10 protein-coding genes are annotated in these 14,873 nt (G+C 65.5%); 1 reads left to right on the forward strand and 9 read right to left on the reverse strand.

From position 1 onward, the window contains the following. Positions 1 to 51 precede the first annotated feature (51 nt). From fusA to rpsL, 3 genes are all read right to left on the reverse strand, one after another. Positions 52 to 2,157, reverse strand: coding sequence for an elongation factor G (fusA, locus tag KA711_03615; GenBank protein ID MCM0608070.1), 2,106 nt, complete (start codon positions 2,155 to 2,157; stop codon positions 52 to 54). Between the two features lie 78 nt (positions 2,158 to 2,235). Beyond that, positions 2,236 to 2,706: a 30S ribosomal protein S7 gene (rpsG, locus tag KA711_03620; GenBank protein ID MCM0608071.1), complete on the reverse strand. Its 471-nt coding sequence runs from the start codon at positions 2,704 to 2,706 to the stop codon at positions 2,236 to 2,238. 143 nt (positions 2,707 to 2,849) lie between these two features. Next, positions 2,850 to 3,227, reverse strand: a complete 378-nt coding sequence (gene rpsL, locus KA711_03625; protein MCM0608072.1) for a 30S ribosomal protein S12 — start codon at positions 3,225 to 3,227, stop codon at positions 2,850 to 2,852. A 128-nt stretch (positions 3,228 to 3,355) separates the two neighbouring features. Here rpsL and KA711_03630 point away from each other — a divergent pair, with 128 nt between their 5' ends. Beyond that, positions 3,356 to 3,769 (forward strand): putative toxin-antitoxin system toxin component, PIN family, encoded by a 414-nt coding sequence (locus KA711_03630; GenBank protein ID MCM0608073.1) that lies wholly within the window; start codon positions 3,356 to 3,358, stop codon positions 3,767 to 3,769. Between the two features lie 46 nt (positions 3,770 to 3,815). Here KA711_03630 and rpoC read toward each other — a convergent pair whose 3' ends face one another. The 6 genes from rpoC to rplK all read right to left on the reverse strand — a co-directional run bounded on the left by rpoC (position 3,816) and on the right by rplK (position 14,860). Continuing rightward, entirely contained in the window at positions 3,816 to 8,045 is a 4,230-nt protein-coding gene (gene rpoC, locus KA711_03635; GenBank protein MCM0608074.1) for a DNA-directed RNA polymerase subunit beta', read from the reverse strand. A gap of 21 nt (positions 8,046 to 8,066) precedes the next feature. Continuing rightward, positions 8,067 to 12,188, reverse strand: a complete 4,122-nt coding sequence (rpoB, locus tag KA711_03640) for a DNA-directed RNA polymerase subunit beta (protein MCM0608075.1) — start codon at positions 12,186 to 12,188, stop codon at positions 8,067 to 8,069. Positions 12,189 to 12,501: 313 nt separating this feature from the next. Further along, on the reverse strand, positions 12,502 to 12,879 hold the full coding sequence (rplL, locus tag KA711_03645; GenBank protein ID MCM0608076.1) for a 50S ribosomal protein L7/L12: 378 nt from the start codon (positions 12,877 to 12,879) through the stop codon (positions 12,502 to 12,504). 51 nt (positions 12,880 to 12,930) lie between these two features. Continuing rightward, entirely contained in the window at positions 12,931 to 13,452 is a 522-nt protein-coding gene (rplJ, locus tag KA711_03650) for a 50S ribosomal protein L10 (protein ID MCM0608077.1), read from the reverse strand. A 267-nt stretch (positions 13,453 to 13,719) separates the two neighbouring features. Then, a complete protein-coding gene (gene rplA / locus KA711_03655) occupies positions 13,720 to 14,421 on the reverse strand; it encodes a 50S ribosomal protein L1 (GenBank protein MCM0608078.1) in 702 nt (233 codons plus the stop codon). A 4-nt stretch (positions 14,422 to 14,425) separates the two neighbouring features. Further along, a complete protein-coding gene (gene rplK / locus KA711_03660; GenBank protein MCM0608079.1) occupies positions 14,426 to 14,860 on the reverse strand; it encodes a 50S ribosomal protein L11 in 435 nt (144 codons plus the stop codon). Positions 14,861 to 14,873 lie beyond the last annotated feature (13 nt).

Raw genomic sequence — 14,873 nt, forward strand, 5'->3', positions numbered from 1 at the left:
CGCGCATCGCCGGGCCACTGGCAGCCCGACCCCGTGGCCGAAGACCGTTGATCAGTTCTTGCCGCGCGCCGTGATGATGGCGTCGGCGACGTTCTTGGGCGCTTCGGCGTAGTGCTTGAACTCCATCGTGTAGGTCGCCCGGCCCTGGCTCATGGAGCGCAGCGTGGTGCTGTAGCCGAACATCTCGGACAGCGGCACCTCGGCCTTGATGACCTTGCCACCGCCGGGCATGTCGTCCATGCCCTGCACCATGCCACGGCGAGACGACAGGTCGCCCATCACCGAGCCGGCGTAGTCTTCCGGCGTCTCCACCTCGACGGCCATCATCGGCTCCAGGATCACCGGCTGGGCCTTGCGGCAGCCGTCCTTGAAGCCGATCGACGCGGCCATCTTGAATGCGTTTTCGTTCGAGTCCACCTCGTGGTACGAACCGAAGGTGAGCGTCACCTTCACGTCCACCACCGGGTAGCCGGCCAGCACGCCGTTCGGCAGGGTGTCTTCGATGCCCTTCTTGACCGCGGGAATGAACTCACGCGGCACGACGCCGCCCTTGATGGCGTCGACGAACTCGAAGCCCTTGCCCGGCTCCTGCGGCTCGACCTTCAGCACGACGTGGCCGTACTGGCCCTTGCCGCCCGACTGGCGCACGAACTTGCCTTCGACATCGGCCACCGACTTGCGGATGGTCTCGCGGTAGGCCACCTGCGGCTTGCCGACGTTGGCTTCCACGCCGAACTCGCGCTTCATGCGGTCGACGATGATCTCCAGGTGCAGTTCGCCCATGCCGGAAATGATGGTCTGGCCCGACTCTTCGTCGGTGCGCAGGCGGAACGAGGGGTCTTCGGCAGCCAGACGGCCCAGCGCGATGCCCATCTTCTCCTGGTCGGCTTTGGTCTTGGGTTCGACGGCCTGGCTGATCACCGGCTCCGGGAAGATCATCTTCTCGAGCGTGATCACCGATTCCGGGTCGCACAGGGTTTCGCCCGTGGTGACGTCCTTCAAGCCCACGCAGGCTGCGATGTCACCGGCCAGGATCTCCTTGATCTCTTCGCGCTGGTTGGCGTGCATTTGCAGGATCCGGCCGATGCGCTCCTTCTTGCCGCGGATCGGGTTGAAGACCGAGTCGCCGCTCTTGAGCACGCCCGAGTAGACGCGCACGAACGTCAGCTGACCGACGTAGGGGTCGGTCATCAGCTTGAAGGCCAGTGCGGCGAACTTCTCGTTGTCGTCGGCGTTGCGCGTGATCAGCTTGTCGTCTTCGTCGGTGCCCGGCACGGGCGGCACGTCCACAGGCGACGGCAGGAAGTCGATCACGCCGTCGAGCATGCGCTGCACGCCCTTGTTCTTGAATGCGGTGCCGCAGAACATGGGCTGGATCTCGGCCGCCAGCGTGCGCGAGCGGATGCCGGACTTGATCTCCTGCTCGGACAGGTCGCCCGACTCCAGGTACTTGTTCATCAGGTCTTCGCTCGACTCGGCAGCCGCTTCGAGCATGTTCTCGCGCCACTTCTGGGCATCGGCCTGCAGCTCGGGCGGGATCTCCTTGAACTCGAACTTCATGCCCTGCGAGGCCTCGTCCCAGTAGATCGCCTTCATCTTGATGAGGTCGATCACACCGGTGAAGTTCTCTTCCGAACCGATGGGGATGACGATGGGCACCGGGTTGGCCTTCAGCCGCGCCTTCATCTGGTCGTGGACCTTGAAGAAGTTGGCGCCGGTGCGGTCCATCTTGTTCACGAAGGCCAGGCGCGGCACCTTGTACTTGTTGGCCTGGCGCCAGACGGTCTCGGACTGCGGCTGCACGCCGCCCACGGCGCAATACACCATGCAGGCGCCGTCGAGCACGCGCATCGAACGCTCGACCTCGATGGTGAAGTCGACGTGCCCGGGCGTGTCGATGATGTTGAAGCGGTGCTCAGGGAAGGACATGTCCATGCCCTTCCAAAAGCAGGTGGTGGCGGCCGACGTGATCGTGATGCCGCGCTCCTGCTCCTGCTCCATCCAATCCATGGTGGCCGCACCGTCGTGCACCTCACCGATCTTGTGGTTCACACCGGTGTAGTACAGGATGCGCTCGGTGGTGGTGGTCTTGCCGGCATCGATGTGCGCGCTGATGCCGATGTTGCGGTAGCGCTCGATGGGGGTCTTGCGGGCCATGAACTTTCTCCAAATGCAGGGGCCGCCGACGGGCTAGTACTAACCCGATGGGCGGCCGGAACGCAGGATGCGGCGGGTTTAGAAGCGGAAGTGCGAGAACGCCTTGTTCGCTTCGGCCATGCGGTGCACTTCGTCGCGCTTCTTGCACGCGCCGCCACGGCCTTCGCTGGCCTCGAGCAGTTCGTTGGCCAGGCGGGCGGCCATGGACTTCTCACCGCGCTTGCGCGCGCTTTCTTTCAGCCAGCGCATCGCCAGTGCCTGACGGCGAACCGGGCGCACTTCCACGGGCACCTGGTAGTTGGCGCCACCGACACGGCGGCTCTTGACCTCGACCATCGGCTTGATGTTGTTCAGCGCGACCATGAAGACCTCGAGCGGGTCCTTGCCGGCCTTCTGCTCGACCTGATCGAGGGCGCCGTAGATGATGCGCTCGGCGACGGCCTTTTTGCCCGACTCCATGATGACGTTCATGAACTTCGAGAGGTCGACGGACCCGAACTTCGGGTCGGGGAGGATCTCGCGCTTGGGGACTTCGCGACGGCGTGGCATGGCACTCTTCCTTTTCGGGGTTCAGTCGGCTGCCACGGCGTGGCGGCCACGGAGCAGCATCAGGCCGCTCCACTTACTCGGCAGGCCGTTCGCCTGCCGCGGGGGCGAAGGCCGGTCAGGCCTTCTTCGGACACGAAGGCCGGTCAGGCCTTCTTCGGACGCTTCGCGCCGTACTTCGAACGCGACTGTTTGCGGTCCTTGACACCTTGCAGGTCAAGGCTGCCACGAACGATGTGGTAGCGCACGCCGGGCAGGTCCTTCACGCGGCCGCCGCGCACCAGCACCACACTGTGCTCCTGCAGGTTGTGGCCTTCGCCGCCGATGTACGAGATGACCTCAAAACCGTTGGTCAGGCGCACCTTGGCCACCTTGCGCAACGCCGAGTTGGGCTTCTTCGGGGTCGTGGTGTAGACCCGGGTGCAGACACCGCGTCGCTGCGGGCTGTTCTGCATGGCCGGCGACTTGGACTTCGTGGTCTCGACCTGGCGGCCGTGGCGCACGAGTTGATTGATGGTCGGCATGAACGCTCTTTCTCTTTTCGAGACGGTAACTCGGTGGCGTCGACGCTCTGCGATTGGAGCGGCGAACGAAAGTGCACCCTGACCCGCGGCCAAAGCGCGAAAAGCCCGCGAGTATAGTGCGTCCGCCCATGCCCGACAAGCCGCTGGCCGTGATCGACACCCAGGTGCTGCTGGACTGGCTGTTGTTCGCCGATCCGTCGGTGACACGCTGGGTGACTGCGATCGAGCGGGGCGAGGTCTGCTGGATCGCCTGCGTGGCGATGCGCACCGAGTTCGCGCACATGGTGGGCCACCCACGATTCGCGCGCTGGCAGCCAGAGAGTGAGCGAGCGCTTTCCATCTTCGACCGCCATGCCGAGATGCAGCCCGACCCGGCCGCCAGATCGTCCTGGCTGCGCTGCCGCGATGCCGACGACCAGGTGTTCATCGACCTGGCCCTCGCGCACCGAGCGCGCTGGCTGCTCACCCGCGACAAGGCGCTGCTGAGTCTGGCCCGTCCCGCCCGGGTGCTGGGCGTCGAGATCCTGAAACCCCAGCCATGAGAAAGGGCGGCCGAAGCCGCCCTTTGTGCTGCGAGGGAACGCCCCGTCAGTCGGCCGAGCCTTCGCCCGCAGCCGTGGCCGCGTCCACACCTGCCAGTTGCACGGCAGCCAGTTCCTCGGCCTCCTGCATGGCGATGGCGCGGCGCTCCGACTCGTCCATCTCTTCCTTGACCTTGCGGGCCTGGTGGAAAGCCATGCCGGTGCCCGCGGGGATCAGGCGGCCGACGATGACGTTTTCCTTCAGGCCACGCAGCTCGTCGCGCTTGCCCATGATGGCCGCCTCGGTGAGCACGCGGGTAGTCTCCTGGAACGAGGCCGCCGAGATGAAGCTGTCGGTCGACAGCGAGGCCTTGGTGATGCCCAGCAGCACGTCGGCGTGCGTGGCCGGCAGCTTGCCCTCGGCGCGCATGCGGTCGTTGGTGTCCAGCAGCTCCGAGCGCTCCACCTGCTCACCAGCGATGTAGCCGGTGTCCCCGGTGTTCACGATCTGTACCCGGCGCAGCATCTGGCGGACGATCACTTCGATGTGCTTGTCGTTGATCTTCACGCCCTGCAGGCGGTAGACGTCCTGCACCTCGTCAACGATGTAGCGCGCCAGTTCCTCGATGCCCAGCAGGCGCAGGATGTCCTGAGGATCCGCCGCGCCGTCGACGATGAGTTCGCCGCGGTTCACCACCTGGCCCTCGTGCACCAGGATGTTCTTCTCCTTGGGCACCAGCACCTCGTGGACGCGGCCCTCGGGATCGGTGATCTGCAGGCGGTTCTTGCCCTTGGTCTCCTTGCCGAAGCTCACCGTGCCGGTGATCTCGGCCAGGATGCCCACGTCCTTGGGCGATCGGGCCTCGAACAGCTCGGCCACCCGCGGCAGGCCGCCGGTGATGTCGCGTGTCTTCTGGCCTTCCATCGGAATGCGGGCCAGCACCTCGCCGGGGGTGAGGTCTTGCCCGTCACGCACCTGGATCAGCGCGCCGACCGGGAAGCCGATGGTCACTGAATGGTCGGTGCCCGGGATCTTGACCTCGCTGCCCGCGGCATCCATCAGCTTGACCTGCGGGCGCACGACCTTGGCCGCGCCGCGGCGCTTCGGGTCGATGACCACCAGCGTCGACAGGCCCGTGACCTCGTCGACCTGCTTGGCCACCGTCACGCCTTCCTCGACGTTCTCGAACTTCGCCCGGCCGGCGAACTCGGTGATGATCGGCCGGGTCAGCGGGTCCCAGTTGGCCAACACGGTGCCGGCCTTGACGGGCTGGTCGGCCTTCGCGGTGAGTGTGGCGCCGTACGGCAGCTTGTGACGCTCACGCTCGCGGTGGTGGTTGTCGAAGATGACGACCTCGCCCGAACGCGAGATGACGACCAGGTCGCCCTTGCCGTTGGTCACGTAGCGCATCGTGGCGTTGAAGCCGACGACGCCATCGCTCTTGGCCTCCACCGCGTTGGCCACCGACGCGCGCTGCGCGGCACCGCCGATGTGGAAGGTGCGCATCGTCAGCTGCGTGCCGGGCTCGCCGATGGACTGCGCGGCGATCACGCCGATGGCCTCACCCACGTTCACCAGGCCGCCACGGCCGAGATCCCGGCCGTAGCACTTGGCGCAGATGCCGAAGCGGGTGTCGCAGGTGAGTGCCGTGCGCACCTTGACCTCGTCCACACCGGCGGCCTCGAGCGCGTCGATGGTGTCCTCGTCCAGCATCTCGCCGGCCGGCACCATGACCTCCTGTGACTCGGGGTGCAGCACCTCGGTGGCCGTGACGCGGCCGAGGATGCGGTCGCGCAGCGATTCGATCACCTCGCCGCCTTCGACCAGCGCCCGGCGGTTCATGCCGTTCTGAGTGCCGCAGTCGTCTTCCGTGACGACCAGGTCCTGGGTCACGTCCACCAGACGGCGCGTCAGGTACCCTGAGTTCGCTGTCTTCAGCGCCGTGTCCGCCAGGCCCTTGCGGGCGCCGTGCGTGGAGTTGAAGTACTGCAGCACGTTCAGGCCTTCACGGAAGTTCGCCGTGATGGGCGTCTCGATGATCGAGCCGTCGGGCTTGGCCATCAGGCCGCGCATGCCGGCGAGCTGGCGGATCTGCGCCGCGCTGCCGCGGGCACCCGAGTCGGCCATCATGTAGATGGAGTTGAACGACTCCTGGTCGACTTCCTTGCCGTGGCGGTCCTGCACCTTCTGCTTGGACAGCTGGGCCATCATGACCTTGCCGACCTCGTCGCCGGTCTTGCCCCAGATGTCCACGACCTTGTTGTAGCGCTCGCCGGCCGTGACGAGACCCGAGACGTACTGCTGCTCGATCTCCTTCACTTCCTTTTCGGCGCGCTCGATCAGACCCGGCTTTTCCTTCGGCACCAGCATATCGTCGATGGCGATCGAGATGCCGGCGCGCGTGGCCAGCCGGAAGCCGTTCTGCAGCAGCTTGTCGGCGAAGACCACCGTCTCCTTCAGGCCGCACTTGCGGAAGCTGACGTTGATCAGCTTGCTGATCTCCTTCTTCTTGAGCGCCTTGTTGATGTTGGCGAACGGCAGGCCCTGGGGCAGGATCTCGGACAGCAGCGCGCGGCCCACGGTGGTGTCGACGAGCTTGGTCTCGGGCGTGAACTCACCCGTGGCCTTGTCCTTGACCCACTCGGTCATGCGCACACTGATCTTGGCCGTGATCTCGACGACGCCGTTGTCGAGCGCGCGCTGCAGCTCCAGCAGGTCGGCGAAAACCATGCCTTCGCCCTTGCCGTTGATGCGCTCACGCGTGGCGTAGTACAGGCCCAGCACGACGTCCTGGCTCGGCACGATCGAGGGCTCGCCCGAGGCCGGGAACAGCACGTTGTTGGACGCCAGCATCAGCGTGCGGGCTTCCATCTGCGCCTCAATGGACAGCGGCACGTGCACGGCCATCTGGTCGCCGTCGAAGTCGGCGTTGAAGGCCGAGCACACCAGCGGGTGCAGCTGGATGGCCTTGCCCTCGATCAACACCGGCTCGAAGGCCTGGATGCCGAGGCGGTGCAGCGTCGGGGCGCGGTTCAGCAGGATCGGGTGCTCCTTGATCACCTCTTCCAGGATGTCCCACACCACCGGCGTGCCGCTCTCGACTTCCTTCTTCGCGGCCTTGATGGTGGTGGCGATGCCCATCGCCTCCAGCCGGCTGAAGATGAAGGGCTTGAACAGCTCGATGGCCATCAGCTTGGGCAGGCCGCACTGGTGCAGCTTGAGCGTGGGGCCGACGACGATGACCGAACGGCCCGAGTAGTCGACGCGCTTGCCCAGCAGGTTCTGGCGGAAGCGGCCGCTCTTGCCCTTGATCATGTCGGCCAGGGACTTGAGCGCGCGCTTGTTGGCGCCCGTCATCGCCTTGCCGCGGCGGCCGTTGTCCAGCAGCGAGTCCACCGCTTCCTGCAGCATGCGCTTTTCGTTGCGCACGATGATTTCCGGCGCCTTCAGCTCCAGCAGCCGCGCCAGGCGGTTGTTGCGGTTGATGACGCGGCGGTAGAGGTCGTTCAGGTCGCTGGTGGCGAAGCGGCCGCCGTCCAGCGGCACGAGCGGGCGCAGGTCCGGCGGCAGCACCGGCAGCACGTCCATCACCATCCAGTTGGGCTTGATGCCACTCTTCTTGAAGGCCTCGAGCACCTTCAGGCGCTTGGAGTTCTTCTTGATCTTGAGCTCGGAGCCGGTCATGTCGTTGCGGATCTTGTCGATCTCCGCATCGATGTCCATTTCCTCGAGCAGCTTCTTGATGCCCTCGGCACCCATCAACGCGACGAACTCGTCACCGAACTCGACGCGCTTGGCCTCGAAATCGTCCTCGGTCATGATGCTGAACTTCTTCAGCGGCGTCATGCCCGGGTCGACCACGACATACGCCTCGAAGTACAGCACGCGCTCAATGTCGCGCAGCGTCATGTCGAGCACCAGGCCCAGACGCGACGGCAGCGACTTCAGGAACCAGATGTGCGCGCACGGCGCGGCCAGGTCGATGTGACCCATGCGGTCGCGGCGCACTTTGGTCTGCGTGACCTCGACGCCACACTTCTCGCAGATCACGCCGCGGTGCTTGAGGCGCTTGTACTTGCCGCACAGGCACTCGTAGTCCTTGATCGGACCGAAGATCTTGGCGCAGAACAGGCCGTCCCGCTCAGGCTTGAAGGTGCGGTAGTTGATGGTCTCGGGCTTCTTCACCTCGCCGAACGACCAGCTCCGGATCTTCTCCGGGGACGCCAGGCCGATCTTGATGGCATCGAAATGCTCATCCGGGGTGAACTGCTTGAAAAGGTCGAGTAGTCCCTTCATGGCTTTCTCCGTCCTTCCTGATTAGTTGCGCTCGAGTTCAATGTCGATGCCAAGGGAGCGGATCTCCTTGACCAGGACGTTGAACGACTCCGGCATGCCGGCTTCGATGGCGTGCTCGCCCTTGACAATGCTTTCGTACACCTTGGTGCGGCCGTTCACGTCGTCGGACTTCACCGTCAGCATCTCCTGAAGGATGTAGCTGGCGCCGTAGGCCTCGAGCGCCCAGACCTCCATCTCGCCGAAGCGCTGCCCGCCGAACTGCGCCTTGCCGCCCAGCGGCTGCTGGGTCACCAGGCTGTAGGGGCCGGTGGAGCGGGCGTGCATCTTGTCGTCGACGAGGTGGTGCAGCTTGAGCACGTGCATGTAGCCCACGGTGACCGGGCGTTCAAAGGCGTCGCCCGTGCGGCCGTCGTGCAGGACGGCCTGCGTGCGGCTCTCGGTGAGGCCCTTGCGCACGCGCAGCTCCTCCGGGTAGGCGAGCTTGAGCATGGCTCGGATCTCCTGTTCGGCCGCACCGTCGAACACCGGGGTGGCGAAGGGCACGCCGTGCTGAAGGTTGTGCGCCATCTCGAGAACCTGCGCATCCGACAGCTCCTCAAGGCGCTCGCCCTTGCCGCCGCTCTTGTTGTAGAGCTCATCGAAGAACCTGCGCAGCTCCGCCACCTTGGCCTGCTGCTGGAGCATGTCGCCAATGCGCTGGCCGATGCCCTTGCCGGCCCAGCCCAGGTGCACCTCAAGAACCTGGCCCACGTTCATCCGCGAGGGCACGCCCAGAGGGTTGAGCACGATGTCGCACGGTGTGCCGTCGGCCATGTAGGGCATGTCTTCGACGGCGACGATCTTCGACACCACACCCTTGTTGCCGTGGCGGCCGGCCATCTTGTCGCCAGGTTGCAGGCGGCGCTTGACGGCGAGGTAGACCTTCACCATCTTCAGCACGCCGGCAGGCAGTTCGTCGCCCTGCGTCAGCTTCTTGCGCTTCTCCTCGAAGGCGAGGTCGAAGGAGTGGCGGGTCTGCTCGTTGGCGTTCTTGATGCTTTCGAGCTGGTTGGCCACGTCGTCGTCGGCCGGGCGGATGTCGAACCAGTGGTACCTGTCGATGCTGGCCAGGTACTCCTCGGTGATCGTCGTGCCCTTGGCGATCTTGTTCGGGCCGCCGTTGGCCGGCTTGCCCACCAGCAGCTTCTCGATGCGGTCGAAGGCGTCGGCCTCAACGATGCGCAGCTGGTCGTTCAAGTCAAGGCGGAAGCGCTTGAGCTCGTCATCGATGATCTGTTGCGCGCGCTTGTCGCGCTGGATGCCCTCGCGGGTGTAGACCTGCACGTCGATCACGGTGCCGCTGGTGCCCTGGTCGACGCGCAGGCTGGTGTCCTTCACGTCGGACGCCTTCTCGCCGAAGATGGCACGCAGCAGCTTCTCTTCCGGCGTCAGCGTGGTCTCGCCCTTGGGCGTGACCTTGCCCACCAGCACGTCGCCGGGGTTGACCTCGGCGCCGATGTAGACGATGCCCGACTCGTCCAGGCGGGCCAGTTGCTGCTCGCTCAGATTCGGGATGTCGCGGGTGATCTCCTCGCTGCCCAGCTTGGTGTCGCGGGCCATCACCACCAGCTCCTCGATGTGGATGCTGGTGTAGCGGTCGTCGGCGACGACGCGCTCGGAGATGAGGATGGAGTCCTCGAAGTTGTAGCCGTTCCAGGGCATGAAGGCCACCAGCATGTTCTGGCCGAGTGCGAGCTCGCCCAGGTCGGTGCTGGCGCCGTCGGCGATCACGTCGCCCTTGGCCAGCGCGTCGCCGCGCTCGACGATCGGGCGCTGGTGGATGTTGGTGTCCTGGTTGGAGCGCTGGTACTTGATGAGGTTGTAGATGTCGACGCCGACCTCGCCGGCCACCGTCTCCGCGTCGTTCACGCGGATCACGATGCGGTTGGTGTCCACATAGTCCACCACGCCGCCGCGGCGCGCCGTGACCACGGTGCCCGAGTCGACCGCGGCCACGCGCTCCACGCCCGTGCCCACCAGCGCCTTCTCGGGGCGCAGCGTCGGCACAGCCTGACGTTGCATGTTGGCGCCCATCAGCGCGCGGTTGGCGTCGTCGTGCTCCAGGAAGGGCACGAGCGAGGCCGCCACCGACACGATCTGCGCCGGTGCGACGTCCATGTACTGCACGCGCTCGGGGCTCAGCAGCACCGACTCGCCCTTCTCCCGGGCGCTGACGAGCTCGTCGATCAGCTTGCCGTCCTTGTCGAGGCCGGCGTTGGCCTGGGCGATGACGTACTTGCCTTCTTCGATCGCCGAGAGGTAGTCGATCTGGTTCGTGACCTTGCCATCCATCACGCGCCGGTAGGGCGTCTCCAGGAAGCCGTACTCGTTGAGCTGCGCGAACAGGGCCAGCGAGTTGATCAGACCGATGTTCGGGCCTTCCGGCGTCTCGATCGGGCAGACACGGCCGTAGTGCGTGGGGTGCACGTCGCGGACCTCGAAGCCGGCGCGCTCCCGTGTCAGGCCACCCGGGCCCAGGGCGGAGACGCGCCGCTTGTGCGTGATCTCGCTCAGCGGGTTGGTCTGGTCCATGAACTGGCTGAGCTGGCTCGCGCCGAAGAACTCCTTTAGCGCGGCGCTGATCGGCTTGGAGTTGATGAGGTCATGAGGCATCAGGGCCTCGGTCTCGGCCTGCCCCAGGCGTTCCTTGACGGCCTTCTCGATGCGCGCCAGACCACTGCGATACTGGTTCTCGGCCAGCTCACCCACGCAACGCACACGGCGGTTGCCGAGGTGGTCGATGTCGTCGACGTCGCCGTTGCCGTTGCGCAGATCGACAAGGATCTTCACGACGTCGAGGATGTCGTCGTTGGACAGCGTCATCGAGCCTTCGGGCGTGTCACGACCGACACGCGCGTTGAACTTCATGCGGCCGACGCGGCTCAGGTCGTAGGTGTCGGCGCTGTAGAAGAGGCGGTGGAAGAGGGCCTCCACGGCGTCTTCGGTCGGCGGCTCACCGGGGCGCATCATGCGGTAGATGGCCACCCGGGCCGCCAGCTGATCGGCCGTCTCGTCGGACGCCAGCGTCTGGCTGATGTAGGCGCCCTGATTGAGCTCGTTCGTGTAGATGCACGGGATCGACTGGATTCCTGCCGCGCGCAGCTTCTTCAGCAGGCTGTCGGTGAGCTCCTCGTTGGCCTTGGCGACGATCTCGCCGGTATCGCCATCGACCACGTTCTTGGCCAGCACGCGGCCGACGAGGAAGTCTTCCGGCACGCTCAGCCACTTGGTGTCGGCCTGCTCCAGCGTGCGCACGTGGCGGGCGGTGATGCGCTTGTCCTTCTCGACGATGACGTTGCCGTTCTTGTCGGTCAGGTCAAAGCGGGCGACCTCGCCCTTGAGGCGCTCGGGCACGAACTCCAGCTGCGCGCCCGTGTCCATCAGGCGGAAGTTGTCGTTGACGAAGAAGTGCGCCAGGATCGACTCGGGGTTCAGGCCGATCGCCTTGAGCAGGATCGACACCGGCATCTTGCGGCGGCGGTCGACGCGGAAATAGAGGATGTCCTTCGGGTCGAACTCGAAGTCCAGCCACGAGCCGCGATACGGAATGATCCGCGCGCTGAACAGCAGCTTGCCCGAGCTGTGCGTCTTGCCCTTGTCGTGCTCGAAGAACACGCCGGGGCTGCGGTGCAGCTGGCTGACGATGACACGCTCGGTGCCGTTGACGATGAAGGAGCCGTAGTCCGTCATGAGCGGCACTTCGCCCATGTAGACCTCTTGCTCCTTGATCTCCTTGACCGCCTTCGCCGGGTGCGATTCACGGTCGTAGATGATCATCTGCAGCTTGGCGCGCACGGCGGCGGCAAAGGTCAGCCCGCGCTGCTGGCACTCGCGCACATCGAACGCCGGGCGTGCGATGTTGTATTCGATGAACTTCATCTCCACGAAGCCGTTGTGGCTCGTGATCGGGAACGCGGAGAGGAACGCAGCCTGAAGACCCTCGGGCTTGCGCTTGGCCGCAGGCACGTCCTTCTGCAGGAAGGCGACGTAGCTGTCGCTCTGCATGGTGAGCAGGTACGGCACCTTGAGCACGCTCGCGCGCTTGCCGAAGCTCTTGCGGATGCGCTTGCGCTCGGTGTAGGTGTAGGGGGTTGCTTGCGCCATTGAACTCTCCGTGTCGAGGGCGTGCGTCTGGCCTAGACGCAAGCCCACCGGCGACTGGCGACTCGAACATTGCGTTCGAGGCTTGGTGGCAGGCCACTACCTGCCGCTGGCGGACAACCCCGGCGTTGCACCGGAGTCCGACCAAACCCGTTCCCTGCAGTCGATTCAGAGAACACTGTGTAACCCGGCGCAGCCGGGTTACACGCTGCTCTCGAAAGGCCTGGGCCGCACCAAGCGGCCGCCGTGGATCCGGCTTTGCCGGGCCACTGGCGGCGCCCCCTTGAGGGGGAGCGCCGCAGGCGCTTCGGGGGTGTTACTTCACTTCCGCCTTGGCGCCGGCTTCCACCAGCTTCTTGAGGGCGGCCTCGGCGTCGGCCTTGGCGATGCCTTCCTTCACGGCCTTGGGCGCGCCGTCGACCAGGTCCTTGGCTTCCTTCAGGCCCAGGCCCGTGAGCTCACGCACCGCCTTGATGACGCCGACCTTGTTGGCACCGGCTTCGAGCAGCATCACGTTGAACTCGGTCTTCTCCTCGACCGGGGCGGCAGCGGCGCCACCACCACCGGCCACCGGGGCGGCCATGGCGGCGGCGGACACGCCGAACTTCTCTTCGATGGCCTTGACCAGGTCATTGAGTTCCATGACGGTCATGCTGTCCATCGCGGCCAGGAAAGCGTCTTTGTCGAATGCCATTTTGTGATCCTGTGAAACGTTGATTGATTGAACGGTTGGTGCGATCCGGCCTCAGGCGGCCGGCGCCTCGACGGCGGCTTCCGCACCGCCGCCCTTCTTCTCGGCCACGGCCGCCAGCACGCCCGCCATGCGCTGGATGGGCGACTTCAGCAGGCCCGCCACCTGGGCGATCAGCACTTCGCGGCTCGGGATGGAGGCCAGGGCCTTCACACCGTCCGCATTCAGCGCCTTGCCGGCATAGGCGCCGCCCTTGACGACCAGCTTGTCGTTGGTCTTGGCAAAGTCGGCAATGACTTTCGCCGCGGCCACGGCGTCTTCGGAAAAGCCGTAGATCAGCGGCCCGACCATGGCACCCTGGGCCACCTCGAACGGCGTGCCGGCGACGGCGCGACGGGCCAGGGTGTTCTTCAGCACGTGAAGGTACACACCCTTGGACCGCGCATCGACGCGCAGCTTGTTCAGGTTTTCCACGGTGAGGCCACGGTACTCGGCCAATGCCAGGGTCTGGGCACGTGCGGCCTGCGCCGTCACGTCCGTGATCACGGCCGCCTTCTCGTTGCGATTGAGACTCAAGGTCTGCTCCTCACACAAAAACGTGCAGCCTGGGTGTCGCCACCCTTGCCGCACACCGGTTTCAGCAGCCATCCGTTCACAGGTTCTCGAACCACGTTCAACAGCCTCTTCACGGCGGGACCGCCATCTGCGCTGGAGATTAAGGAAGGCCCCTCGCAGGGCCCGCCACCAGCGGTCTTGGATGACCCGCAGTCCCTCGCGAGGCTGCGGCCCACCACTCCTTGCCGACCTGTGCGCCTTGCGGGCGCACCGGCCGGGTTGTTCTCGTCAGGCCTGCGCGGCGATGGTCTGGGTGTCCACGCGGACCCCCACGCCCATCGTCGACGACACAGCAACCTTGCGCAGGTAGATGCCCTTGCTGCTGGCCGGCTTGGCCTTGTTCAGCGCGTCGATCAGGGCGCGCAGGTTGGAGGTCAGTTTGTCGGCGTCGAAACTGCGGCGGCCGATCGTGCCGTGCACGATGCCCGCCTTGTCGACGCGGAACTGCACCTGGCCGGCCTTGGCGTTGCGCACGGCTTGCGCGACGTCGGGCGTCACGGTGCCGACCTTCGGGTTCGGCATCAGGCCGCGCGGGCCGAGGATCTGACCCAGCGTACCGACGACGCGCATCGTGTCGGGCGACGCGATGACGACGTCGAAGTTCATGTTGCCGGCCTTGATCTCGGCGGCCAGATCGTCCATGCCGACGATGTCGGCGCCGGCGGCCTTGGCCTCCTCGGCCTTGGCACCCTGGGCAAACACGGCCACACGCTTGGTCTTGCCGGTGCCGGCGGGCATGACGACGGCGCCACGCACGACCTGGTCGGACTTCTTGGCGTCGATGCCCAGTTGCACGGCCACGTCGATGGACTCATCGAACTTGGCGGTGGCGTGCTCCTTCACGAGCGCCAGCGCGGCGTCCAGCGGGTACAGCTTGGTGCTGTCGACCTTGCCCTGCTGGGCCTTGGCCTTCTTGGTGAGCTTGGTCATGGCGTCAGACTCCTTCGACGACGATGCCGATGGAACGGGCCGAGCCCGCAATGATCTTCACGGCGCCTTCGAGGTTGGCGGCGTTCAGGTCCTTCATCTTGATCTTGGCGATCTCTTCGAGCTGCTCGCGCGTGACCTTGCCAACCTTGTCGAGGTGCGCCTTGCCGGAACCCTTCTCGATCTTGGCGGCCTTCTTCAGCAGCGCGGTCGCGGGCGGCGACTTGATGATGAAGGTGAAGCTCTTGTCGGCGAAGGCGGTGATGACCACCGGCAGCTTCATGCCGATCTCGTAACCCTGCTGCGTCTGCGCGTTGAACGCCTTGCAGAACTCCATGATGTTCAGGCCACGCTGGCCGAGCGCGGGGCCGATCGGGGGCGAGGGGTTCGCCTTGCCCGCCGGGACTTGCAGCTTGATGAAGCCGACGATCTTCTTTGCCATGACTGGCTCCTAT

Origin of the sequence: Ideonella sp. WA131b (genome assembly GCA_023657425.1) — a bacterium.
In the GTDB taxonomy this organism is placed as follows: domain Bacteria; phylum Pseudomonadota; class Gammaproteobacteria; order Burkholderiales; family Burkholderiaceae_C; genus Rubrivivax.

Excerpts from the sequence above, each read along its gene's own strand:
- fusA (MCM0608070.1), bottom strand. The coding sequence starts at position 2,157 with ATGGCCCGCAAGACCCCCATCGAGCGCTACCGCAACATCGGCATCAGC.
- rpsG (MCM0608071.1), bottom strand. The coding sequence starts at position 2,706 with ATGCCACGCCGTCGCGAAGTCCCCAAGCGCGAGATCCTCCCCGACCCG.
- rpsL (MCM0608072.1), bottom strand. The coding sequence starts at position 3,227 with ATGCCGACCATCAATCAACTCGTGCGCCACGGCCGCCAGGTCGAGACC.
- KA711_03630 (MCM0608073.1), top strand. The coding sequence starts at position 3,356 with ATGCCCGACAAGCCGCTGGCCGTGATCGACACCCAGGTGCTGCTGGAC.
- rpoC (MCM0608074.1), bottom strand. The coding sequence starts at position 8,045 with ATGAAGGGACTACTCGACCTTTTCAAGCAGTTCACCCCGGATGAGCAT.
- rpoB (MCM0608075.1), bottom strand. The coding sequence starts at position 12,188 with ATGGCGCAAGCAACCCCCTACACCTACACCGAGCGCAAGCGCATCCGC.
- rplL (MCM0608076.1), bottom strand. The coding sequence starts at position 12,879 with ATGGCATTCGACAAAGACGCTTTCCTGGCCGCGATGGACAGCATGACC.
- rplA (MCM0608078.1), bottom strand. The coding sequence starts at position 14,421 with ATGACCAAGCTCACCAAGAAGGCCAAGGCCCAGCAGGGCAAGGTCGAC.
- rplK (MCM0608079.1), bottom strand. The coding sequence starts at position 14,860 with ATGGCAAAGAAGATCGTCGGCTTCATCAAGCTGCAAGTCCCGGCGGGC.